The following is a 22,611-nucleotide window of genomic DNA, read 5'->3' on the forward strand; positions in this document are numbered from 1 at the left end:
TGAGCGGGTCCGCTGCTCGCTTAGGCTGCGGTGCCTGCTGTTTGGCTTCGTACGTCCTGCTGCTGGCTTCGCTGTTCTCCGGCCGGGCCCTGCTTGTGTTTCCGGCTGCTTGTTTCGCTACGGAACTCTTGCCGGTGCGGCTGTTCGGTGTGCGCCTCGTTTCCGTCGCGGATCACTCGTTGCCGGTTCTGCCGTTCACGATGGATGCCCCAGTTCCGGGTGCGCATCTTTCTGGCTTGGCATCGGATCTCCTGTTGCTGGCTGTGCCGCTCCCGGCGGTTGTTCCTGTTCGGTGTGCGCGGCAGTTCCTGGTTCGCCGCCCGCTTCGCCACGGATCGCTCGTTGCCGGTTCTGCCGCTCCGGTCGATGCCCTCTGCTCGCGGCGCGCCCGTCTTTCTAGTTTGCTGCCCGTTTGGCTGCGGATGGCTTGCTGCTGGCTTTGCTACTCCCGGTAGTTGTTCCCGCTGGGAGTGCGCTCCGTTTTCTGGTTCGCCGCGTTCCGTCGCGGATCGCTCGTCGCCGGTTCTGCCGCTCGCGGTGGATGCGTCTGGTCGAGGCACACTCGTCTTTCTGGTCCGCCGCCTGCTTCACCGCGAGCCCCTCGTCGCTGGCTTCACCGCTCCCAGCGGCTATTCCCGCTCAGCACCCACCTCGCCTTTCCGGTTCGCCGCCTCCCCTCGCCGCGGCCCCCCGTCACCGGCCCGGTTTGCTCGCGCCAGATCCCCCGCCCGACTCAGCCCGGTTCCCTGGCCCGCCGCCACCCTCCTCCGCCCAACCAACCCACCTCGCGCCCCCATGCCCGCCCGATTCCGCCCCTTCCTCCCTCCCAATCGGGTGACATTCCCGCAAAACCGGCACGAGGGGTCCCCTCGCGACACCGGCGGCTGGGTTCTGTCGGACCCGGCTGGCATCATCGCCTTCGTGGAAACCCTTTCCAACAACGCCGCCGAGGAGCGTCCCCGCACGCGGCGGTTCCGGATCAGCTCCATCGAGATCCTGTGTGCCGTGCTGCTGGTCGCCGTCCTCGCGCAGAGCAAGCTCCAGGACCTCTTCGACGTGCCCGCGCTGCGCACCGGATCCACCGTGTTCGTCGCGGTGTGCGTGCAGGCGCTGCCGTTCCTCGTGCTCGGCGTGCTGATAAGCGGTGCGATCGCCGCCTTCGTGCCCGCCCGCGCGCTGGAACGGGTGCTGCCGAAGAAAGCGCCGGCCGCGGTCGGCGTCGCCGGGCTGGCCGGAGTCGCGCTGCCCGGCTGCGAATGTGCGTCGGTCCCCGTGGCACGGCGGTTGATCGGCCAGGGCGTCGCGCCCGCCGCCGCGCTCACCTTCCTGCTCGCCGCGCCCGCGGTGAACCCGGTCGTGCTGGTGGCCACCGCGGTCGCGTTCCCGGGCCGTCCGGAAATGGTGTTCGCCCGGTTCGCCGGCTCGCTCGCCACCGCGATGGCGATGGGCTGGATCTGGGCCCGCTGGGGCAAACTCTCCTGGATTACCGAGCGCGCGCTCCGCCGGTTGCCCGACGTCCAGCCGGGACACCGATGGCGCGTATTCGCCGAAACCGCCCGCACCGATCTCGTGGAGGCCGGCGGATTCCTGGTCCTCGGTGCGCTGATTTCCGCTTCGCTCAACGTTCTCGTGCCCGCGAAGTGGTTCGAAGTGTTGTCCGGACAGATCATCGTCGGCGTAGTGGTGATGGCGGTCCTGGCCGTAGTCCTCGCGCTGTGCAGCGAAGCCGACGCGTTCGTCGCCGCTTCCCTCACCGCCGTGCCCTTGCTGCCGAAACTGGTATTCCTGGTGGTCGGCCCAGCCGTCGACGTCAAGCTTTTCGCCCTGCAGACCGGCACATTCGGCCGTTCCTTCGCCGCGCGATTCGCTCCAGTCACCTTCGTAGTAGCGATCGCCTGCGGCTCCGTAGCGGGCGTGATTTTCCTCGGAGGTGTCCAATGAGGCGCGAAACCCAAAACGTGCTGCTGATCCTCCTAGGCGGCGCTCTCGTGAAGATCGCACTCAACGGCGACTACCTGCGCTACGTAAAACCAGCCCAGCAACCCTGGATCATCGCCGGCGGCGCGGTGATGCTGCTGCTAGGCGCGACAGCCATCATCCGCGACATCGCAACCGCGCGCGCCGCTGCAAAAGCCGCTCCCGACCCCGGACATCCAGACGCGCACGGCCACCACCATCACCCCGCGCGCTCAGCCTGGCTGCTGGTGGTCCCGGTGCTGGCGGTCTTCCTGGTAGCCCCGCCCGCACTCGGCGCGGATTCGGTCACCCGCACCGAAGCACGCCTGCCCGCCAGTGCCGCAACAACGTCGGCAGCAGCGTTCCCGCCGCTCCCCGCCGGAGCAGTAGTCCCGATGGCGATGAACGAGGTCGTCACGCGCGCGGGCTGGGATGCCAACGGAACCCTGAACGGCCGCACCGTCGAGCTCTCCGGCTTCGTAGTCCACACCGGAGGCCAAACTTTGTTGGCCCGCTTGGTGATCAGCTGCTGCGCCGCCGACGCGGCCCCGGTCACGGTGCACCTCAAAGGCGGTGCTGCTGACCGTTTCCCGAGCGACACCTGGCTGCGCGTCGCAGGCCAGATCGTCCCGGGCACCGCGACCGAGGCCAACAGCTACACGCCGGACCTAGTCCCGGTGACCGTCGAACGGATCACCACACCGAAGGATCCGTATGAATACTGAAAGGCACGCCGCCGCCGACTCGCCCGCCGGGACCGTCTCGGAACGCGGACCGCCGCCTTCACCCGCCCGGTGCACCTGAGTTCCGTCGACTGACTCTCGCAGCGGTTCCGCTTCGCCGTGCTCGCTCAAGCCCGCCGCTTGAACAGGCCCGCGACCGAACCCTGACCGCGATCAGTCCGAGTTGCTCAGAGTTGCGAAACCTGCGGCCCGAAGGCCTCGCAGCGGCTCCGCTTGCCCAAAGCGCGCCCCTGGCGAACCCTTCATCTCCGGCCAGCCCCGGAACGGTTCCGCCGCCGGATACCGAGTCGGCTTACGTCCCCAACAGACCTGCGTGCTCCGCCGCCTCCAGCGCGGGTCCTGGTGAACACGGCCTTGTTCCCAACGGCGGCCCAGCTGAACCGAGCCAGTTCGCCCGCTCGACCGTGCCGGTCCCCTCGCGGAGCAGCCCGCACATGGCTCGGCAGTCGGCCACCGAACCGGCCCCGCCCGGGACTCGGTCAGCCTGGGGAGGCCCGAACCGGCGCGTGGCCTTCGCCCGGCCACGTCGAAGCGGACGGTTCGCCGGTCGACTGGCGAACGGCAGCGGTTCGGCCAGGTGCAGGGTCCATCGAGGACTCCGAGGTGGATTCGGCAGCGTTCGCCTGGCCTTGCCGATGCGGATGGCGTGCCGACAAACCGGGGGAGAGCCACCGGCGAGTTGCGAAGGAGGCCGTCGAAGGGCTCAGTGCACCTTGCGCACTCGGTGCTCCGGCCAGCGCAGCGGTTCCCGGCGAAACCGATGGCGTGCCAGCCCAGGGTGCGTCTCCGGCGAGCCACGGAGAGGCCTCGCCGCCGCAAGGCTCAGCACCCTGCATGGCCGCAAGCCACAGCGTCGGGCCCGCACAGAGCAAGCCGGAACCCGGACGAGGGGTCAGCTCGCGTGCTCGGCGCAGGTGCCGGTGATCTCCACGGTGTGGCTGATGTCGGTGAACCCGTGGTCCGCCGCGATTTTCTCCGCCCAGCGCTCCACCGCGGGACCCTCGACCTCCACCGTGCGGCCGCACACGCGGCACACGAGGTGATGGTGGTGGTGCGACGAGCAGCGGCGGTAGATGGCCTCGCCGGAGTCGGTGCGCAGCACGTCGATCTCGCCCGCCTCGGAGAGCGACTGCAGCGTCCGGTAGACGGTGGTCAGGCCGATGCCGTCGCCGCGTTTGCGGAGTTCGTCGTGCAGCTCCTGGGCCGAGCGGAAGTCGTCGACGGTGCTGAGCAGGTCGACCACCGCCGCACGCTGCTTCGTGGACCGCCGGCCGGGCACCGGGGCCGGTTTGGGGACCGAGGACATCGTCACTTCCCTTCCTGCACGTGGGCGACCGCGTCGACGACGATGTGCGCCAAGTGGTCGTCCACCAGCCGATAGACGACCTCGCGTCCGCGCCGCTCGCCCTGGACCACGCCCGCGGTCTTGAGAACGCGGAGGTGCTGGCTGATCAACGGCTGGGCGACGTCGAGTTCGTCCACGAGTTCGTGCACGCACCGGTCCGCCTCCCGCAACTGGAGCACGATAGCGATCCGCACCGGAGCGGCCAGCGCCCGGAGCAGTTCGCCCGCGTCGGAGAGCACGCCCGGGGGCACGACCGCCGGCCCGGACCCGCCGGACCGCCCAGCCGAACCCGCACCGACCGGATGCGGCGGATCCGCGGGTGGCTCCGCCTGCCCGCCGTCGACGGCGGCGGCGTCGCCCGAGGCAGCGGAAGCCTCGCCGTCCTCGGCCCGCCCTGGAGCGGCTGGATCCCTCGCGGTCGCCTCGTCCGCGACCGCAGGAGCGACGCGCGCGGCAGCGGAAGCCTCGGCCGCGCCTGCTGAGCTTGCCGTGGCGGGAACGTCGTTCAACACGGATACCTCAGCGTTCCCGGCCGCCGCGGAACCCGGGCTGGCCGGACCTGCTGCGCCCGCATCGGTGGTTGCGGTGTCGTTCTCGGGCAGCGCGAGGTTCGCGGCCGCCGCGGAGCCAGCCCCGGCCGAACTAGCCGCGACCTCGCCCAGAGGCCCAGCACCCGAACCGGCGGACAGGGCGCTCGAAGCTGCCGACCTCATCGCTGCCTCCACTCCCGTCCCGCCCCGCTTCGCCCCGCCGCACCCCGGGGCCAGCGCCGACCAGGGGACGGCGTTTCCGAAGCCGGATGTCATTGCCGATAACCTTCGCCGCCATCGTAGTGTTCCCTTCCCCGGGCGCGGTGATCGCCGGGGTGCGGGGACCGGCGTTCCGGATTGACCCGATGGGGTGAGTTCGTGAAGATTTGGCTTGTCGGCTTCGCAAGTCGCGGCGGACGGTGCAAGGTTGTCGCGGGGGCGTTTCGTCGCGTCTCGTACAGTGGCGGACCGCTCGAGGGTTGCCGGAGGGCAGTGGGGAGACATGACTCGTTTCGTGACTAAGGCCGCGGTGGCGGCCCTGGTGGCACTGCCCGTGCTGGCCCCGGCCGCCGCGGCGCAGGGGCAAGCCGGGCAGGCCGTCGACGAGAAGACCGGGCCGGTGTCGTTCGCCAATGTCGCTTCCGTCCGCCTCGGCGCCGACCCGCAGCACGGCGGCGCGCTGATCACCGAGACCCAGCGGTCCCCGCTCACCCCCGGCCAGTCGCAGCTCGGCACGGACCGGGTAGCGGTGCCCAAGGACCAGGGCGAGCGCACCACCTTCGGCCCGAACTACGAGATCGACCTCGGCAAGTACGCCGACCGCTCGGCCAGCCCGTATCCGGCGGGCATCGCGAGCCGCGACCACCAGGTCGTCGCCGCGCTGCAGACCACTCACGTGCCCACCGCCGTCGCGGAGACCAACTACGCGCTGCGCGACAACAGCCGCGGCAAGCTCAAAGCGCTCGACAACACGATGCTGGTCCTCGAAGGCGCGCGCAGTTCGGTCGACTGCTCCGGCCCCGGCAAGGCCACCGGCGCCACTACCGCCGCCCGCGTCTGGGTGCGCGGCGAGGACGACGCGCTGAAGCAGGTCCCGATGCCCGCCAACGGGACGCTCAGCGTCACCGGCCTCAGGATGGGCTCGCCCACGAGCGTGCCGCAGAGCGATCCCGGCAAGACCACCTCGGACCTCGTCCTGTCCCGCGTTTCCGCCTTCGACCAGCTGATCAAGCAGGACGGCTGGCGCTCCGGCGACGTCACCGCGCAGGCGGGCTGGCGCGTCGAGATCACCACGCACGCCCGCGACGCCAAGGACACCAAGCTGAGCGACGTGCAGACCACCGTGGTGCTCGGCGGCGTCAGCTGCTCGATCCCGAAGAACTTCGTCGCCGCGGCCGGCAACGGCTCGGGCAGCGGGGGCACCGTGCAGCAGCCGTCGGTGCCCACCGAGGTCCCGGCCGGCTACCTCGGCCCGCAGGCCGCCGCGCCGTCGGACGACGTGCGCCTGCCGCTCGGCTTCGGCCTGCTCGGCGGCGGGCTGCTCTTCGGAGCCGTCGCGATCGTCCTCGGCCGGCGCCGTGCGGCGCGAGTCGTCCGCAGCCGCGGCGAGTAGGCCGTGCCGCGCACCGTGCTGACGGTCGCGTCGGCGGTGATCGCCGTCCTCGCGATCGCGGCCGGCGTGATCGTCCTGACCTGGGTGCCCGCCCCGGCCCCGGTCGCGGTCGCCGACCCGCCGCTCGGCTCGCTGCCGGGCGAGGACGGCGCGCCCGCCGAACTGCCCTCGGACGGCCAGGCGATCGGCCTGCAGCGCCCCGGCAGCATCCGCCTCCCGGACGGCTCCGAGGCCCGGCTCAAACGCACCGAGATCACCCAGAACGGCATCCTGCCGATCCCGCGCGGCCTCGGCGACGCGGCGTGGTGGGGTGCCCGCCTCGGCGCGAAGCAGGGCGCGGCAGTGCTGTCCGGCCACGTCAACTGGGCCGGCACGAAGGGTCCCTTCGACGACCTGTGGCGCGTCCGCACCGGCGACAACGTCAGCATCGTCGACGCTTCAGGCGGCCGCTGGCTCTACCGCGTCACCGGCGCGACGACGATCCCGAAGGAACAGCTCCCCGCGCAGGCCCCCGGCTGGTTCGCGCAGACCGGACCGCACCGCCTGGTCCTGGTCACCTGCGGCGGCGACTACGTCGGCGGCACCGAGGGCTACGACGAGAACCGGATCGTCACCGCGGACCTGGTCTCCCGGCCGGACTGATCCGGCGGGGCTGAACGGGCTGGGCTGAATCGGCTGGATTGATCCGGCGGGGTTGAACGGGCCGGGCTGAACCGGCTGGATTGATCCGGCGGGGCTGAACGGGCTGGGCTGAATCGGCTGGACTGGTCTGGCGGGGTTGAACGGGCCGGACTGAATCGGCTGGACTGAATCGGCTGGACTGGATCGGCTGGACTGATCCAGTCGGACTGATCCGGCCAGACTGAACAGCCCGCACCGAACCGGCCGAACCGAATCGCGCGACAACCCCACCGAGCGACCGGCCCCTCCCCGGAAACGACCCCCGGCGAAACTCCGTGCAACCCGATCGACCCTCGGTCGCATGTCTCCCCGGAGAAACCTCCGGACCAGGGGAGCACGATGCAGGGGACACAGACCCAACCAGCACGCAAGCGCGGCGCACTGATCGTCGTAGGCGCCGTCGTAGCAGTGGCGGCGATCGTCGCCGCGGTGCTGATTTTCTTCACCGGCAAGGACAACTCGGCGCAGCCGCAGCAGCCGGCCGGCACCGCGCAGACCGCCGGGCAGACCGCCGGGCAGGCCGGGAGCAGTCAAGCCGGCAACACCCAGCCGGATCCGGGCCAGACCCCGGCGACCGTCAAGCTGCCCGGCGGCGGGCAGGCGAAGCTGATCCCCGAGGAGGTCGGCGCGGACGGCGCGCTGCCGATTCCGAAGAGCCTCGCCGAAGCGGCCTGGTGGGGCTCCGGCGTCGGGGCCGCCCAGGGCGTCACGCTGCTGTCCGGGCACGTCAACTGGGCGGGCAAGTCCGGGCCGTTCCAGGAACTCTGGCGGATGAAGCCCGGCCAGGTCGTCACCGTCTCCGACGCCGCGGGCAAGCAGTGGGAGTACAAGATCGACGAGGTGCGCACGATCCACAAATCGGACCTCGCCGCCGAATCCGCGAAGCTCTTCGACCCCGAGGGCCCGCACCGGCTGGTGCTCGTCACGTGCGGCGGCGACTACGTGGGCGGCCAGGAGGGCTACGACGACAACCGGGTCGCGACGGCCTCTCCGGTCACCCGTCCGTGACCTGCGACCTGCGCGGGGGCCCCGGGACCCGGCCGGATACGCTAGACCTTCCGATAACCGACCCCGCATGCGTCCGGAGCGTGGAGTGCCCGCCAACAAAATCGAAACCGTCGTCAGTCTGTGCAAGCACCGTGGCTTCGTCTTCCCGTCGGGAGACATCTACGGCGGCACCAGGTCGGCGTGGGACTACGGGCCGCTCGGCGTGGAGCTGAAGGAGAACATCAAGCGCCAGTGGTGGAAGACCGTCGTGCAGGGCCGCGAGGACGTGGTCGGCATCGACTCGTCGGTGATCCTGCCGCGCCAGGTCTGGGTCGCCTCGGGCCACGTGAACGTGTTCACCGACCCGCTGATCGAGTGCCTGTCCTGCCACAAGCGGTTCCGCGCCGACCAGCTCGCCGAGGACTTCGAGGCGCGCACCGGCAAGACCACCACCGAGGACGACCTGTCCGAGGTGCCGTGCCCGAACTGCGGCACCCGCGGCAAGTACACCGAGCCGCGCGACTTCAACATGATGCTGAAGACGCACCTCGGCCCGGTCGAGACCGAGGAAGGCCTGCACTACCTCCGGCCGGAGACCGCGCAGGGCATCTTCGTGAACTTCCTCAACGTGCAGAAGGCCTCGCGCAAGAAGCCGCCGTTCGGCATCGGCCAGGTCGGCAAGTCCTTCCGCAACGAGATCACGCCGGGCAACTTCATCTTCCGCACGCGCGAGTTCGAGCAGATGGAGATGGAGTTCTTCGTCGAGCCGGGCGACGACGAGCAGTGGCACCAGTACTGGATCGACGCGCGCACCGACTGGTACAAGGACCTGGGCATCAAGGCCGAGAACCTGCGCCACTTCGAGCACCCGAAGGAAAAGCTCTCGCACTACGCGAAGCGCACCGTCGACATCGAGTACCGGTTCTCCTTCAACGCCGGCCAGGAGTGGGGCGAGCTGGAAGGCATCGCCAACCGCACGGACTTCGACCTGACCACGCACTCGAACCACTCGGGCGTGGACCTGTCGTTCTTCGACCAGGCCTCGGGCCAGCGCTACCGGCCGTTCGTGATCGAGCCTGCCGCGGGCGTCGGCCGTTCGATGATGGCGTTCCTGATCGACGCGTACGACGAGGAAGAGGTGCCGAACGCCAAGGGCGGCACCGACAAGCGCACCGTGCTGCACCTCGACCCGCGGCTCGCGCCGTTCAAGGCCGCGGTGCTGCCGCTGTCCCGCAACGCCGACCTGTCGCCGAAGGCGCGCGACCTGGCCGCGCGGCTGCGCAAGCACTGGAACGTCGACTTCGACGACGCCCAGGCGATCGGCCGCCGCTATCGCCGCCAGGACGAGATCGGCACGCCGTACTGCGTCACGGTCGACTTCGACACGCTCGAGGACAACGCGGTGACGGTGCGCGAGCGCGACAGCATGAGCCAGGAGCGGATCTCGATCGACCAGGTCGAGTCGTACCTGGCCGGCCGCCTGCTCGGCTGCTGACCGGCGCGAGAACCCTTCCGGACGGCCCTTTCCCGCACCTCGGGGGAGGGCCGCCCGGCGTTTCGGCGCCAGGGACCCCTGACACCTGTCACGGCCGGGTCGTGACGCTCGGCCTGCGTCCCGGCCGCCCCGGCGCGGCACGCTTCAAGCCATGGACAACACACGGGAAATCGCGGCGGGGGCGGCGATCCGGCTGGGCGGGATCGCCAAGAGGTACGGGGACGTGCGCGCGGTCGAGAAGGTCGACCTGACCATCGCGCCGGGGGAAGTGGTGGCGCTGCTCGGGCCCAACGGGGCGGGCAAATCGACCACCGTCGACATGATTCTGGGGCTCGCCGAACCCGACGAGGGCGCCGTTTCGGTGTTCGGCCGCAAGCCCGCCGACGCGGTGCGCGCGGGGATGATCGGCGCGATGCTGCAGGGCGGCACGCTGCTGGACGACCTGACCGTGCGCGAAACCGTCGGTCTCGTCGCGAAACTGCACCGCCGCCCGATGCCGGTGCGGGACGCGCTGCGCCGCGCGGGCGTCGAGGACATCGCCGACCGGCGGGCCAACAAGCTTTCCGGCGGCCAGAAGCAGCGCGTGCGATTCGCGGTCGCGCTGGTGTCCGACCCCGATCTGCTGGTGCTGGACGAGCCGACCGCGGCGATGGACGTCGGCAGCAGGCGCGAGTTCTGGAAGTCGATGTACTCGTTCACCGACACCGGCCGCACCGTGCTGTTCGCGACCCATTATCTCGAGGAGGCCGAGGAATTCGCCGACCGGGTCGTGCTGATGCGGGCCGGGGAGATCGTCGCCGACGGGTCGGTCGCGGAGGTCCGCGCCCTCGCCGGCGGCCGCACGATTCGCGCGGTGCTGCCCCCCGGGGTTGGCGACGAGATGGTCTCGACGCTGCCCGCGGTCACCTCCTTCGAACTGCGCGGCGACCGCGTCGCACTGTCCAGTTCGGACTCCGACGCCACCCTGCGCGCCCTGCTCGCCGCGGTCCCGGCCGTGCACGACATCGAGATCGGCGCGGTCGGCCTCGAAGGCGCGTTCCTTTCCCTGACCTCCGACGAAACGGAAGAAGCAGTCCGATGAATCCCGCCTACCTGGTCGTCGAAACCCGCAGGCTGTTCCGCTCGCCGCGGTTCCTGATCTTCGTCGTGGCCTTCCCGGTCCTCATGTTCCTGTTGCAGGCCACGGTGTTCACCAACCCGTCCGCGGCGGACCACGTCGCGGTCGCGGGCGTGCTCATGGTCAACATGATGACGTTCGGCACGTTCGCCGCGGCCATCACCAACGGCGCCCGGCTCGCGATCGAGCGGGCCGGCGGCTGGCAGCGGCAGCTGCGGCTGACCCCGCTGTCCGGCGCGGGCTACCTCGGCGGCAAAGCGCTGTCCGGGATGCTCGCCGGGCTGCCCGCGCTGATCCTGGTGCCGGTCATCGCCGCCTTCTCCCAGGGCGTGCACCTCGACCCGGCGGGCTGGCTGCGGGTCTTCCTCGGGATTTTCCTCGGCACCATTCCGCTCGTGCTGCTCGGACTGCTGCTGGGCCAGTTCGGCACGCCGGAGTCGATGCAGCCGATCAGCATGATCGTCACCCTCGGCATGGGTTTCCTCGGCGGGCTCTGGATCCCGCTGGAGGGCATGCCGTCCTGGATGCACGACGTCGCGCAGCTCATGCCGACCTACTGGGTCCTCGGGCTGGTCCGCCCGGTCGTCGCGAACCAGCTGCTGGTGAGCCTGCCGGCCGCGCTCGGCGTGCTGGGCGCGTGGACGCTCGCGCTCGGGATTGTCGTAGTCAGGCGATACCGTAAAGACAGCGCCCGGGTTTGACCGGGCGGGGAGGGAAGAACGACGTGTGGCCACGCGGCCGTGAGGCGACGACCGGAGAGTCCCCGGAGCACCGGTTCGGGCTCGCCGACCGGGCGTCCTGGTGGGACGATCCGCCGGTGCGCCCGGGACGCGGTCCGCACAAGGTCGGCTGGCCGATTTTCGCGGTGGGGTTCCTGCTGCCGTTCCTGCTCCCGGCGACCCGCGGCCTGTTCGTGGACCCCGGGCCGCTGTGGCTCCGGGTGCTGCTCGGCGTGGTGATTTACGCCTACTGCGCCTGCTACGCCGTGTTCCCCGCGGTGTTCGGCAAACCCCGCCGGACGAAGCTCTGGTTCGGCGGGGCGATGCTGGTGCTGGGCCTGCTGTGCGCGCTGATCACCGACGCCAGCCCGTACGTCCTCCTCTACGCCACCGCGACGCTGGCCTTCCTGTTCCCGGCCGCCTGGTCGGTGATCTTCAACGGGACGGCGCTGGGCCTGCTGGTGCTGGTCCTGCATCTGCGCGGAGACCTGCCCGAGCACCTCTCCGACGTCATCACCGTCGTTTCGGTCACGTCGGCGCTGTTCTTCATGTCCAACCTGATCCGGGTGATCCGCAGGCTGGAGCTGGCGAACCAGGAGATCGGGACGCTCGCGGTCGCCAACGAACGCGAGCGGGTCGCCCGCGACCTGCACGATCTGCTCGGGCACAGCCTCACCACGATCACGGTCAAGGCGGGCCTGGCGCGGCGGGTGCTGGAAAGCTCCGGCGACGTCGACCGGGCGGTCCAGGAGATCCGCGAGGTCGAGGGGCTCAGCCGCTCGGCGCTGTCGGACGTGCGGGCGACGGTGTCGGAGTATCGCGAGGTGTCGCTGCCCGCGGAGATCGCCGGGGCGCGGGCGGCGTTGCGCGCGGCGGAGGTCGAGGCCGATCTGCCGCACGCGGTGGACAACGTCCGGACGGAGTTGCAGAGCACGTTCGGCTACGTGCTGCGCGAGGCGGTCACCAACGTGCTGCGGCATTCCGGCGCGAAACTGGTGAAGGTGCGGCTGGGCCGCGACTGGCTGGAAATCGAGGACAACGGCCGCGGCGCGGGGGAGGTCGTGCCGGGCAACGGATTGCGGGGATTGTCCGAGCGGCTGGCCGCGATCGGGGGCACGGTGACGACGCGGGCGCGGCCCGGGGGAGGATGGGTCGTCCGGGCGGAGGTCCCGGAGCCGAGCCCGGGCGGATCCGCCGTCGCGGTGCGGGCCGAACCCGCGGGAGGACTGGCGTGATCCGGGTGCTGCTGGCCGACGACCAGGCGATGGTGCGCGGCGCGCTGGCCACCGTGCTCGGCCTGGAAGCCGACATCGAAGTGGTGGCCCAGGTCGGCGCCGGCGACGAGGTGGTGGCCGCGGCCAAGGAAACGGCGCCGGACGTGGCGCTGCTCGACGTGCAGATGCCCGGCATGGACGGGCTCACCGCGGCGGCGGAGCTGAAAACCGCGCTCCCGGCGTGCCGGGTGATCATCTGCACGACCTTCGGCCGCCCCGGCTACCTGGCCCGGGCGATGGCCGCGGGCGCGGCCGGGTTCGTGGTGAAGGACGCGCCGCCGGAACAGCTCGTCGAGGCGGTGCGCCGGGTCCACAGTGGACTGCGGGTGGTCGATCCGGCGCTGGCCGCGGAGTCGCTCGCCACCGGGACGAGCCCGCTGACCGCCCGGGAACGCGACGTGCTCAGCGCGGCCAAGGACGGCAGCACGGTCGCGGACATCGCGAAATCCCTTTTCCTGTCCGACGGAACCGTGCGCAACCACCTGTCGTCGGCGATCGGGAAGACGGGTGCGCGCACGCGGGCGGAGGCGGTGCGGTTGTCGGAGGAACGCGGCTGGCTCTAGCTTTCCGCAGTGGCGGACCGCCTCGATCGCCCCGTCGGAGGCGCGATCCCGGTGCCGGGGCGCCTTCCCGGCCCGGGAACCCGGTTCTGCGAGGATGGCCGCCATGGATGCGTGGACAGGTCCTGCTGCGGGAAACTGGGTGCGCCGCGTCGTTTTCGGTGCGGTGCTGGCCCTCGTCGCGGTCATCGGGGGCACCGCGTTCCGCGTGTGGCAGGTCGCGCGCGAGAACGACCGGACCCCGGCCGACGCGATCGTCGTGCTCGGCGCCGCCCAGTACAACGGCAAACCCTCCGAGATCTTCACCGCGCGGCTGGAGAAGGCCCGGCAGCTCTACGCCGACGGCGTCGCGAAGACCGTCATCACCGCCGGCGGCAAGAAGACCCGCGACAACTACACCGAGGCGACCGCGGGCGCCCGCTGGCTGACCAAACACGGCGTGCCGCAAGCCGCGACGCTGCCGGTCGGCGAGGGCAACGACACCCTGCGCAGCCTCCGCGCGGTCGCCGGCCAGGTGAAGGCTCGCGGATGGCGTTCGGTGGTGCTGGTCAGCGATCCGTGGCACTCCTACCGGTCGCGGACGATGACCGAGGACCTCGGGCTGGAGGCCTGGACCGCGCCGACGCACAGCGGGCCGATCGTGCAGGAACGCTCGACGCAGGTCCGCTACATCTTCCGCGAAACCGGCGCGCTGCTGTTCTACGAGCTGACCAAGTCGCCCGCGGACGACCTGTTCGGGACGACGATGGGCTGAATTGTCGGTCCCCGCGCCACTGTGCCGATCGTTGCCGATCCGACCACAGCCACGGCCGAATGGCTTTCGTGGCAACGGTTACCAGCCGTGCGGGGATCGGCCTGCTTGAGGTCGGATCAGTAAGCTGGCGGGGTGAGCGACGGCTACCGCGAGCACGACCGCGCCCGCGTGCTGGCCGAGGAACCCAAGGGCGCGGCGCTGGCCGGCGCGCGGCCGGACGGGCGCAGCGCGTTCGCCCGCGACCGCGCGCGGGTGCTGCATTCCGCCGCGCTGCGCCGGCTGGCGGGCAAAACGCAGGTGGTCGGGCCGGGCGAGGGCGCGGAGGTCAGCGGCGCGCCGCGGACGCGGCTCACGCATTCGCTGGAGGTCGCGCAGATCGGCCGCGGCATCGCCGAGGAACTGGGCGCGGACCCGGACCTGGTCGACACCGCAGGGCTGGCGCACGACATCGGGCACCCGCCGTTCGGCCACAACGGCGAACGCGCGCTCGACCAGGCGGCCCAGGCGTGCGGCGGCTTCGAGGGCAACGCGCAGACGCTGCGCATCCTCACGAGGCTGGAACCGAAGGCGGTCGGCCCCGACGGCGCGACGGCCGGGCTCAACCTCACCCGGGCGTGTCTCGACGCCGCCACGAAGTACCCGTGGCCGCGCCGGTCCGGGGAGCCGAAATACGGCGTGTACCCGGACGACCTGCCCGTGTTCGGCTGGATCCGCGAGGGCGCGCCGGGCCTGCGCCGGTGCCTGGAAGCGCAGATCATGGACTGGGCGGACGACGTGGCGTACTCGGTGCACGACGTCGAGGACGGGGTGCTGGCCGGGCGGATCCGGTTGCGGCTGCTGGCCGATCCGGAGGAACGCGCGGCGGTCGCCGAGGCGGCGGCGCGGCACTTCTCCACGCTGTCGGTGTCCACTTTGGAGGGTGCGGCGAAGGAACTGCTCGACCTGCCGGTGGTCGCCGAGCTGGTGCGCGCGGAGCCGGACGGTTCGCTGCGCGCCCAGGTCGCGCTGAAACGGCTCACGAGCGAACTGGTCGGCCGGTTCGCGTCGGCCGCGGTCACCGGCACCCGAGCGGGCTACGGCGAGGGCCCGCTCACCCGCTACGCGGCGCGGCTGGCGGTGCCGGAGCAGGTCGGGGCGGAGGTGGCGCTGCTCAAGGCGCTGGCGCTGCGGTACGTGATGAGCGACCGCCGCAGGCTGGCGATGCAGGACGGGCAACGAGAGGTGATCACCGAACTGGTGGCGGCCTTGTGCCGGCGCGCACCGGAGGCACTGGACCCGCTGCTGGCACCGGCGTGGGAGGCGGCCCCGGACGACGCGGCCCGGCTGCGGGTCGTGGTGGACCAGGTGGCGTCGCTCACCGACGCGCAGGCGTACGAATGGCACCGCTGGCACACCGGACGGCATGGAACGGCACCGCCTGCTGAAGGGTGAGGTGGGGCTTGGGGTGGCGCGTGCTGCGCGGTGAAACGGGAGCCGTGGCGCGGCGGGTGGTGTGAGGTGCTGGAGCGTGGCGAGGCGGGTGGCGTCGAGCGGTGCTGCCTGGCGAGCGGCGCGTCGCGGCGAGTGCGGCGGGTGGCACTGAGCGAGTGCCGCCTGGTGACCGGTGAACTGCGGAATCCGGTGCCGCGGGCAGCGTGGAGCGGCGGCGATCGGTGCGATCCGGAACCCGGCGCGGCCAGCGACGTGGAATCGTGCAGTCTGCTGAGCCCTGAGACGCGAAAGCTGCGCACCCGGCCGCACGGAACAGCCCCGCCAGCCGAACCGGCAGCCGGGGAACCACCCGTTCCGGTACGGTCGCCGCATGGCCCTGGACAGCCACCTCACTTTCACCCTGGCGTTGCACGGTGCGACCGCGCCCCCGGGAACCGACGCCTGCTTCTCGCCCTACTCGGCGGCGAGTGCGCTCGGCCTGGCCGAACAGGCCGCGCGCGGGCGCACCGCGGAGGAGCTGGCCGCCGTGCTCGGCCGGGACCAGAGCGGGCTGCTGCACGCCGCCGCTGAGCTGGGCGACGACGTCCGGCTGGCCGTGGCGAACACGCTCTGGGCCTCGGACCTGATCACCGTCGAGGACAGCTTCCACGCCGCACTCGTGCGCTGGCCCGGCGGCAAAGCCGAGACCGCGCCGTTCGAGACCGATCCCGAGGGCGCGCGCGAGCGGATCAACGCCGACGTGGACCAGACCACTCACGGGCTGATCCCGGAGCTGCTGCCCGAAGGCTCGATCCACCCGTACACGCGCGCCAGCCTGGTCAACGCGCTCTACCTGAAAACCGCCTGGCGGCACCCGTTCCCCGAGCACGCCACCGCGGACGCCGACTTCCACACCCCCGACGGCGTGCGGCAGGTGCCGACGATGCACCTGGACGAATCCGTCGGCTACGCGCACGAAAACGGCTGGCAGATCGTCCGGCTGGCGGCCGAGGGCGGCGTCGAGACGGTGCTCCTGCTGCCGGACGGCGACCTCGAGAGCGCCGAAGCCGCGCTCGACGGCCAGTCGTTGCGCGCGCTCGTGGAAAGCCCGAAGCAGCACAAAATCCAGCTGTCGCTGCCCAAGATCTCCCTCGACGTGCGCGCGGACCTCGAGCGAGCGTTGCAGGGCCTCGGCGTCCGCGAGCTGTTCACCCAGGACGCCGACCTCACCGGCCTCACCCCGTACCGGCCGCTGTGGGTGGACAGCATCCTGCACCAAGCCGTGCTCCGGCTGGACGAACAAGGCCTCGAAGGCGCGGCCGCCACCGCGGTCCAGATGCGCACGATGTCGCTCATCTCCGCCGAACCGCTCGAAGTCCGCTTCGACCGGCCGTTCCTGCTGCTGGTGCGGCACGCCGAAACTGGCGCGGTGTACTTCTTCGCCCGGGTGGTGCGCCCCGCGTGAGCGTGTTCCAGCCCGAAGCCAACCCCGACGCGAAACCCGAAGCACCGCCTCGCGAACCCGGTCCGGCCGCGGTCGCCGCCGAACCGCGGATGCGCCGGTCCTGGGCCGACGCCGGGATCATCGGCGCGTACCTGGCGTTCTCGGTCCTGCTGTTCGGCGGCCTGTGGGCCGACCTCGGCCAGGGCTACCTGTGGAACAGCGCGTCGGACCAGAACCTGTGGGAATGGTTCTTCGCGGTCACCGCGAAATCGGTGCAGCACCTGGAAAACCCGCTCACCAGCGGCCTGCAGAACTACCCGCTCGGCGTGAACATGATGGCCAACACGGCCATGCTGGGCGTCGGCGTCCCGCTCACCCCGGTCACGCTCGCTTTCGGCCCCACCGTCACCTGGGCGATCGTGCTCACCGGCAGCCTCGCCGGCAGCGCGGCGGCCTGGTACTGGGTGTTCTCGCGGCACCTCGTGCGCCATCGCGTGTCCGCGGCGATCGGCGGCGCGTTCGCCGGGTTCGCGCCGCCGATGATCTCGCACGCCAACGCGCATCCGAACTTCGTCGCCTGGTTCCTGCTGCCGTTCATCGCGCTCAAGGTGATCCAGCTGGCGCGGGGCAACCGCCCGGTGCGCAACGGGATCTGGCTCGGCGTGCTCACCGCGTACCAGATTTTCCTGGGCGAGGAGCCGCTGCTGATCTTCGCGCTCGGCTTCGTGATCTTCGCGGTCGCGTACTGCGTTTCGCGGCGGCACGAGGTCAAGGCGATGGTGCGGCCGGTGCTGCTCGGCGGCGCCGTCGCGGTGGCGCTGACGCTGGCGGTCGTCGCGTTCCCGTTGTGGTGGCAGTTCTTCGGCCCGGACAGCTACACCGGGCTGGAGCACGGCCAGGTCGGCAACGACACCGCCGCGATGACCCGGTTCGCGACCCAGTCGGTGTCCGGGCAGCCGGAGGCGGCGGCCGCGGTGTCGCTGAACCGCACCGAGGAGAACGCGTTCTTCGGCTGGCCGCTGATCGTGCTGATGGTCGTGGTCACCGCGTGGCTGTGGCGCGAGGTCGTGGCCCGTTCGCTGGCGATCTCGATGTTCCTGATGGCGTGGCTTTCGCTCGGCTCCGAAATCACCGTGCTGCACGAGAACACCGGCGTGCCCGGTCCGTGGAAACTGCTGGCGGACCTGCCGTTGTTCGAATCGCTGCTGGAATCGCGGCTGGCGATGGCGTGCGTGCCCGCGATCGGCGCGCTGCTGGCGATCGCGACCGACCGGGTGTTCGCCGCGGCCCGGGACGGCGACCTGAAGCTGCCGGTGCGGCTGATCTGGCTGGGCGCGGTCGCGGCCGTGCTGCTGCCGATCGCGCCGACCCAGCTACTCGTGCAGAAACGCCCGCCGACGCCCGCGTTCCTCGCCGACGGCACCTGGCAGAACTACGTCGCGCCCGGCGGCACCGTCGTGCCGGTGCCGCTGCCGAGTTCGGGGGAGTCGGAGCCGCTGCACTGGCAGATGGACGCCGGCCTGCGGTACGCGATGCCGGAGGGCTACTTCGTCGGACCGCAGGGCCCGGACGACAAACGCGGCCGCTACGGCTCCTACCAGCGGCCGACCTCGATGCTGTTCGACCGGGTCCGCGACTCCAAGGAGGCGCAGGAGGTCACCGACGCCGACCGGAACCAGGCGATCGAGGACCTGCGCTACTGGAACGCCAGCGTGCTCGTGCTGATCCCGCGCGAGCACAGCGACGCCTACCGCGCGACCGTCGACCTCCTGCTGCGCAAGCCCGCGCAGTACGTCGACGGCGTGTGGATCTGGGATGTGCGCCCGATCACCGGGCGCCGCTGACGCTGTCACATCTCGCGCGGCTGTCCCGTTCCTCCTGCGAACCACTCAGAAGGAGGACCCGACATGCCTCGTATCCCGGTCAAACGAGCCACCGACGGCGGCCCGGTGCTCAAGCTCTTCTACCGGATCGCCGGCAAGCGGTACGGCGCGGTGCCGGAGCCGATGGCCGTCGTGGCGCACCACCGCGGGCTGCTGCGGACCAGCATCGCGCACGAGCTGATGGCGGAGAAGGCGTCCAAGCACCTGCCCGCCAACGTGCGCGAACTCGCCGTGTACCGCGTCGCCACGCAGATCGGCTGCTCGTGGTGCGTCGACTTCGGCACCATGCTGCAGCGGCACGACGGCCTGGACATCGACCGGCTCAAGCACATCGACGAGTACGCGACGTCGCCGTTGTTCACCCGCCAGGAACGGCTGGCGCTGGCGCTCGCGGACGCGATGTCCGGCCCGACGGTCACCGTCACCGACGAGCAGATCGCCGAGCTGGTGGCCGAATTCGGCGAGAAGGGCGTGGTCGAGCTGACCTACCAGATCGGCCTGGAGAACTCGCGGGCGCGGATGAACAGCGCGCTCGGCATCGTCGACCAGGGCTTCACCTCGGGCGACGCCTGCCGGGTGCCCATCCCGTGACCGTCGTGAGTGCTGATCACGGTTAGAACCGTGCTCAGCACTCACGAGGCCGGCCGCCTGATCCGGGTGAGCTTCTCCGGGTTGACCTGGTCGTAGACGCCGACGATGCGGCCGTCGCGCAGGCTGAACGTCTGCACGCGCTCGTCGAGGGCCAGGTAGCCGTCGGCCGCGGGCAGCCCCGGCAGCCACAGGCCGAGATCGCCGTTGACGAGCACCGGCCGCCCGTTGTCCATCGTGCCCGGCGCGTACTTCGCCAGCACGCCGAGGATGAAGCGGGCGACCTTGTCCTGCCCGACGATCATCCGGCGGCTGGTGCGCGAGAGGCCGTTGGAATCGCCGATCATGACCACGTCCGGGTGCAGCAGCTCGGTGACCGCGCGGATGTCGCCCGCCAGCAGCGCGACCACGAACTTCTCCAGCACCGGCTGCTGCTGCGCGAGGTCGAGCCGGGCGGGCGGGTCGGAGTCCTCGACCGCGCGGCGGCCGCGGGAGGCGTGCTGGCGCGCGGCCGCCGGGCTGCAGCCCAGTACGCCGGCGATCTCGGCGAAGGGCACCGCGAACGCGTCGTGCAGCACGAACGCCACGCGCTGCTCGGGCGTGAGCCGGTCGAGCACCACCATCGCGGCCATGCGCAGGCCGTCGTCGCGCACCGCGGCTTCGAGCGGATCCTCGCTCGCCGGCGCGCCGAGCGGCGTGACGATCGGTTCGGGGAGCCATTCGCCCACGTACTTCTCGCGCTGCACGGCCGCCGACCGCAGCCGGTCGAGGCAGATCCGGCCGACCACGGCGGTCAGCCAGCCGCGCAGGTCGCGGATCCCGGCGCGGCCCGCGTCGTCGAGCCCGGACAGCCGCAGCCAGGCCTCCTGCACCGCGTCCTCGGCGTCCGCGCGGGTGCCGGTGAGCCGGTAGGCCGCTCTGATCAGGTGCGGCCGGTGGAGGTCGAACTCGGCGGCGTACTCCTCCAGCGCGGTCGTGGTGCCCATGTCCCGAGTGTGCCGCACGGCGCGGCGGGAGGGAGAACTATTGTGGTGTCGTGGCAGGACGGATTCGGGAGAGCGATATCGCGGAGGTGCGTGAGCGCAACCGGATCGACGAGGTCGTGGGGGAGTACGTCGCGCTGCGCCGTGCCGGCGGGGGCAGCCTGAAGGGCCTGTGCCCGTTCCACAACGAGAAGACCCCGTCGTTCAACGTGCGCCCCACTCACGGGACCTTCCACTGCTTCGGCTGTGGCGAGGGCGGCGACGTCATCAAGTTCATTCAGAAGATCGACCTCGTGTCGTTCGTGGAGGCGGTCGAACGGCTCGCCGACCGGGTCGGGATCCGGCTGACCTACGAGGGCGGCGGCGCGTCGGTGCAGCGCGACCGGGGCACCCGGTCCCGGCTCATCGAAGCGCACCGCGCGGCGGCCGAGTTCTACATCGAGCAGCTCGGCACCGACGAAGCGCGCGCGGCGCGGGACTTCCTCACCGAGCGCGGATTCGACGCCGCCGCGGCCAAGCAGTTCGGCTGCGGGTTCGCGCCCGGCGGCTGGGACAAGCTCACCAAGCACCTGCTCAACCGCGGGTTCGAGGTGAAGGAGCTGATCGCGTCCGGCCTGTCGAAGGAGGGCCAGCGCGGCCCGATGGACCGGTTCCACCGGCGGCTGGTGTGGCCGATCCGCGACGTCGGCAACGACGTGGTCGGCTTCGGCGCGCGGCGGCTCTTCGACGACGACCGGATCTCGGCGAAGTACCTCAACACCTCCGAAACGCAGATCTACAAGAAGTCGCAGGTCATGTTCGGCCTCGACCTGGCCAAGCGGGAGATCGCGAAACGGCACCAGGTCGTCGTGGTCGAGGGCTACACCGACGTGATGGCGATGCACGCGGCGGGCGTGCCGACCGCGGTCGCGTCCTCGGGCACCGCGTTCGGCGAGGACCACATGAAGGTCCTGCGCCGGCTGATGATGGACGACGACGCCTTCCGCGGCGAAGTGATCTTCACCTTCGACGGCGACGAGGCGGGGCAGAAGGCGGCGCTCAAGGCGTTCGAGGGCGACCAGACGTTCGCCGGGCAGACCTACATCGCGGTCGCGCCGGACGGGATGGACCCGTGCGAGCTGCGCATCGCGAAGGGCGACGCCGCGGTGCGCGACCTGGTGGCCCGCCGCACGCCGCTGTTCGAGTTCGTGATCAAGAGCATGCTGAAGCAGTTCGACCTGGACTCGGTCGACGGCCAGGTCGCCGCGCTGCAGAAGACCGTGCCGATGGTCGCCGCGATCAAGGACCGGGCGAGCCGGGACGGGTACGCGTCGAAGCTCGCCTGGTGGGTCGGCTGGCAGGACGTCGCGCAGGTGGTCAACCGGGTGCGCGGCGCGGCCGGAGCGGCGGCGCGGCGCGGGCCGGTCGAAGTGCAGCCGCGCCGGTCCGCGGCCCGGCAGGAGGCCCCCGCGCCCGAGCCGGAGAAGCAGGATCTGCCGCGTCCCGCTCCGAACGACCCGCGGTTCATCGGCCAGCGCGAAGCGCTCAAGGCCGCTCTGCAGCAGCCCGCGATCGCCGGTCCGGAGTACGACTCGCTGCCGGAAGAGGCGTTCACGCACCCGGTGTACATCGCGGTGCACCAGGCCGTGCTGAAGGCGGGCGGGGCGGCGTCCGGGCTCACCGGGCCCGCGCTGCTGGACGCCGCGGCGGCGCACTGTCCGGAAGGGACGGTCCGGCGCGTGCTCAGCGAACTGGCGGTGGAACCGTTGCGCGCCTTGGGAGAAGTGGACTCGCGCTACATCTCCGGGGTGCTCGCGGGCGTGCAGGAGAACCTCGTCGGCAGGCAGATCGGCGAGATCAAGTCGAAGCTGCAGCGGCTGTCGCCGGTCGAGGCCCCGGACGACTACCGGGCCCTGTTCGGCGACCTGGTCGCGCTGGAGCAGTACCGGAAGTCGCTGCGCGAGCAGGCGGCGAGCGGGTGGGAGTGACGTGGGACTGCTGAACCGGTTCTTCGGCGGCGGCCTGCCCCCGGGTTTCCCCGGCGAGCTGGCCGAGGGCGAGGACCCGGTCGCCGCGGCGGAGGTCGAGGGCGGCGGGCACCTCCTCGTGACGTCGCTGGGCCTGTGGATCCCGTCCGGCGGCGGCGCGCGGCGCGTCGGCTGGCACCTGGTGGGCAAGGCGGCCTGGGCCGACGGCGTGTTCACGCTGACCGAATCGGAGGAGACCGGGCGGGCCGGCGCGGTCGCGGTGCTGGCCGACCGCGAGCCGGTGCGCTTCCGGCTGCCGCGGCCGGGGAAGGTGCCGCAGCAGGTGCGCCTGCGGGTCGACGGCTCGGTGCGGGGACGGCACCGGCACGAGTTCCCCGAGGGCGGCGCGTGGTTCGTCCAGCGCAAGGTCCCCGGCCGCGACGGCGTGGAACTGCAGGTCCGGCCGGATCCGGGCACCGACCCGGAACTGGTCGAGGCGGTCGCGGCGGAGGTCGCGGAGAAGCTGGCCAAGCGCGCGGAGTAGCAGTACGCTCGTACTCAGTACAGTTGTACTGTTTACTGGC

21 protein-coding genes are annotated in these 22,611 nt (G+C 71.3%); 17 read left to right on the forward strand and 4 right to left on the reverse strand.

What is annotated here, in order from left to right; all coding sequences use genetic code 11:
* Positions 1–20 precede the first annotated feature (20 nt).
* Positions 21–332 carry a hypothetical protein gene (locus F9C12_RS37195; RefSeq protein WP_409463575.1) on the reverse strand — a complete coding sequence of 104 codons (312 nt, stop codon included), beginning with the start codon at positions 330–332 and terminating at the stop codon, positions 21–23.
* A 589-nt stretch (positions 333–921) separates the two neighbouring features.
* On the opposite strand from F9C12_RS37195, the gene F9C12_RS37200 reads away from it, so the two are divergent.
* Positions 922–1,941, forward strand: a complete 1,020-nt coding sequence (locus F9C12_RS37200) for a permease (RefSeq protein ID WP_409463576.1) — start codon at positions 922–924, stop codon at positions 1,939–1,941.
* Positions 1,938–2,681, forward strand: coding sequence for a TIGR03943 family putative permease subunit (locus F9C12_RS37205; protein ID WP_409463577.1), 744 nt, complete (start codon positions 1,938–1,940; stop codon positions 2,679–2,681). The genes F9C12_RS37200 and F9C12_RS37205 overlap by 4 nt, the downstream gene beginning before the upstream one ends.
* A 910-nt stretch (positions 2,682–3,591) precedes the next feature.
* On the opposite strand, the gene F9C12_RS37210 is transcribed toward F9C12_RS37205, so the two are convergent.
* Both F9C12_RS37210 and F9C12_RS37215 read right to left on the reverse strand, forming a co-directional pair.
* Entirely contained in the window at positions 3,592–4,005 is a 414-nt protein-coding gene (locus F9C12_RS37210) for a Fur family transcriptional regulator (RefSeq protein WP_086024912.1), read from the reverse strand.
* 2 nt (positions 4,006–4,007) lie between these two features.
* Complete coding sequence (locus F9C12_RS37215; protein WP_409186943.1) at positions 4,008–4,295, reverse strand: ArsR/SmtB family transcription factor; 288 nt, start codon at positions 4,293–4,295, stop codon at positions 4,008–4,010.
* A 781-nt stretch (positions 4,296–5,076) separates the two neighbouring features.
* Here F9C12_RS37215 and F9C12_RS37220 point away from each other — a divergent pair.
* The 13 genes from F9C12_RS37220 to F9C12_RS37280 all read left to right on the forward strand — a co-directional run bounded on the left by F9C12_RS37220 (position 5,077) and on the right by F9C12_RS37280 (position 19,101).
* Positions 5,077–6,186, forward strand: coding sequence for a hypothetical protein (locus tag F9C12_RS37220; protein ID WP_409463578.1), 1,110 nt, complete (start codon positions 5,077–5,079; stop codon positions 6,184–6,186).
* Between the two features lie 3 nt (positions 6,187–6,189).
* Positions 6,190–6,828, forward strand: a complete 639-nt coding sequence (locus tag F9C12_RS37225; protein ID WP_409463579.1) for a class F sortase — start codon at positions 6,190–6,192, stop codon at positions 6,826–6,828.
* Positions 6,829–7,206: 378 nt separating this feature from the next.
* Positions 7,207–7,875 carry a class F sortase gene (locus F9C12_RS37230; protein ID WP_409463580.1) on the forward strand — a complete coding sequence of 223 codons (669 nt, stop codon included), beginning with the start codon at positions 7,207–7,209 and terminating at the stop codon, positions 7,873–7,875.
* Between the two features lie 85 nt (positions 7,876–7,960).
* Positions 7,961–9,349: a glycine--tRNA ligase gene (locus tag F9C12_RS37235; protein ID WP_409186418.1), complete on the forward strand. Its 1,389-nt coding sequence runs from the start codon at positions 7,961–7,963 to the stop codon at positions 9,347–9,349.
* Between the two features lie 151 nt (positions 9,350–9,500).
* Positions 9,501–10,430 (forward strand): ABC transporter ATP-binding protein, encoded by a 930-nt coding sequence (locus tag F9C12_RS37240; RefSeq protein ID WP_409463581.1) that lies wholly within the window; start codon positions 9,501–9,503, stop codon positions 10,428–10,430.
* Positions 10,427–11,167, forward strand: a complete 741-nt coding sequence (locus F9C12_RS37245; RefSeq protein WP_409186420.1) for an ABC transporter permease — start codon at positions 10,427–10,429, stop codon at positions 11,165–11,167. The genes F9C12_RS37240 and F9C12_RS37245 overlap by 4 nt, the downstream gene beginning before the upstream one ends.
* Before the next feature lie 23 nt (positions 11,168–11,190).
* Positions 11,191–12,420: a sensor histidine kinase gene (locus tag F9C12_RS37250; protein ID WP_409186421.1), complete on the forward strand. Its 1,230-nt coding sequence runs from the start codon at positions 11,191–11,193 to the stop codon at positions 12,418–12,420.
* The gene (locus F9C12_RS37255) at positions 12,417–13,022 is read left to right on the forward strand and encodes a response regulator (protein ID WP_409186422.1); all 606 of its coding nucleotides are present in this window, start codon (positions 12,417–12,419) and stop codon (positions 13,020–13,022) included. Before F9C12_RS37250 ends, F9C12_RS37255 begins: the two co-directional genes overlap by 4 nt.
* 103 nt (positions 13,023–13,125) lie before the next feature.
* On the forward strand, positions 13,126–13,773 hold the full coding sequence (locus tag F9C12_RS37260; protein ID WP_409186423.1) for a YdcF family protein: 648 nt from the start codon (positions 13,126–13,128) through the stop codon (positions 13,771–13,773).
* 132 nt (positions 13,774–13,905) lie between these two features.
* Positions 13,906–15,204 (forward strand): deoxyguanosinetriphosphate triphosphohydrolase, encoded by a 1,299-nt coding sequence (locus F9C12_RS37265; protein ID WP_409463582.1) that lies wholly within the window; start codon positions 13,906–13,908, stop codon positions 15,202–15,204.
* A gap of 370 nt (positions 15,205–15,574) precedes the next feature.
* The gene (locus F9C12_RS37270; RefSeq protein ID WP_409463583.1) at positions 15,575–16,648 is read left to right on the forward strand and encodes a serpin family protein; all 1,074 of its coding nucleotides are present in this window, start codon (positions 15,575–15,577) and stop codon (positions 16,646–16,648) included.
* Between the two features lie 89 nt (positions 16,649–16,737).
* Positions 16,738–18,471 carry a glycosyl transferase gene (locus F9C12_RS37275; RefSeq protein WP_409467135.1) on the forward strand — a complete coding sequence of 578 codons (1,734 nt, stop codon included), beginning with the start codon at positions 16,738–16,740 and terminating at the stop codon, positions 18,469–18,471.
* A 63-nt stretch (positions 18,472–18,534) separates the two neighbouring features.
* A complete protein-coding gene (locus F9C12_RS37280; protein ID WP_409463584.1) occupies positions 18,535–19,101 on the forward strand; it encodes a carboxymuconolactone decarboxylase family protein in 567 nt (188 codons plus the stop codon).
* 41 nt (positions 19,102–19,142) lie between these two features.
* On the opposite strand, the gene F9C12_RS37285 is transcribed toward F9C12_RS37280, so the two are convergent.
* The gene (locus F9C12_RS37285) at positions 19,143–20,084 is read right to left on the reverse strand and encodes a sigma-70 family RNA polymerase sigma factor (RefSeq protein ID WP_409463585.1); all 942 of its coding nucleotides are present in this window, start codon (positions 20,082–20,084) and stop codon (positions 19,143–19,145) included.
* Between the two features lie 50 nt (positions 20,085–20,134).
* On the opposite strand from F9C12_RS37285, the gene dnaG reads away from it, so the two are divergent.
* Both dnaG and F9C12_RS37295 read left to right on the forward strand, forming a co-directional pair.
* A complete protein-coding gene (gene dnaG, locus F9C12_RS37290; protein WP_409186427.1) occupies positions 20,135–22,048 on the forward strand; it encodes a DNA primase in 1,914 nt (637 codons plus the stop codon).
* Position 22,049: 1 nt separating this feature from the next.
* A complete protein-coding gene (locus tag F9C12_RS37295; protein WP_409186428.1) occupies positions 22,050–22,571 on the forward strand; it encodes a hypothetical protein in 522 nt (173 codons plus the stop codon).
* Positions 22,572–22,611 lie beyond the last annotated feature (40 nt).

The sequence above is a fragment of the Amycolatopsis sp. GA6-003 genome (genome assembly GCF_046267895.1).
Lineage (GTDB): Bacteria > Actinomycetota > Actinomycetes > Mycobacteriales > Pseudonocardiaceae > Amycolatopsis.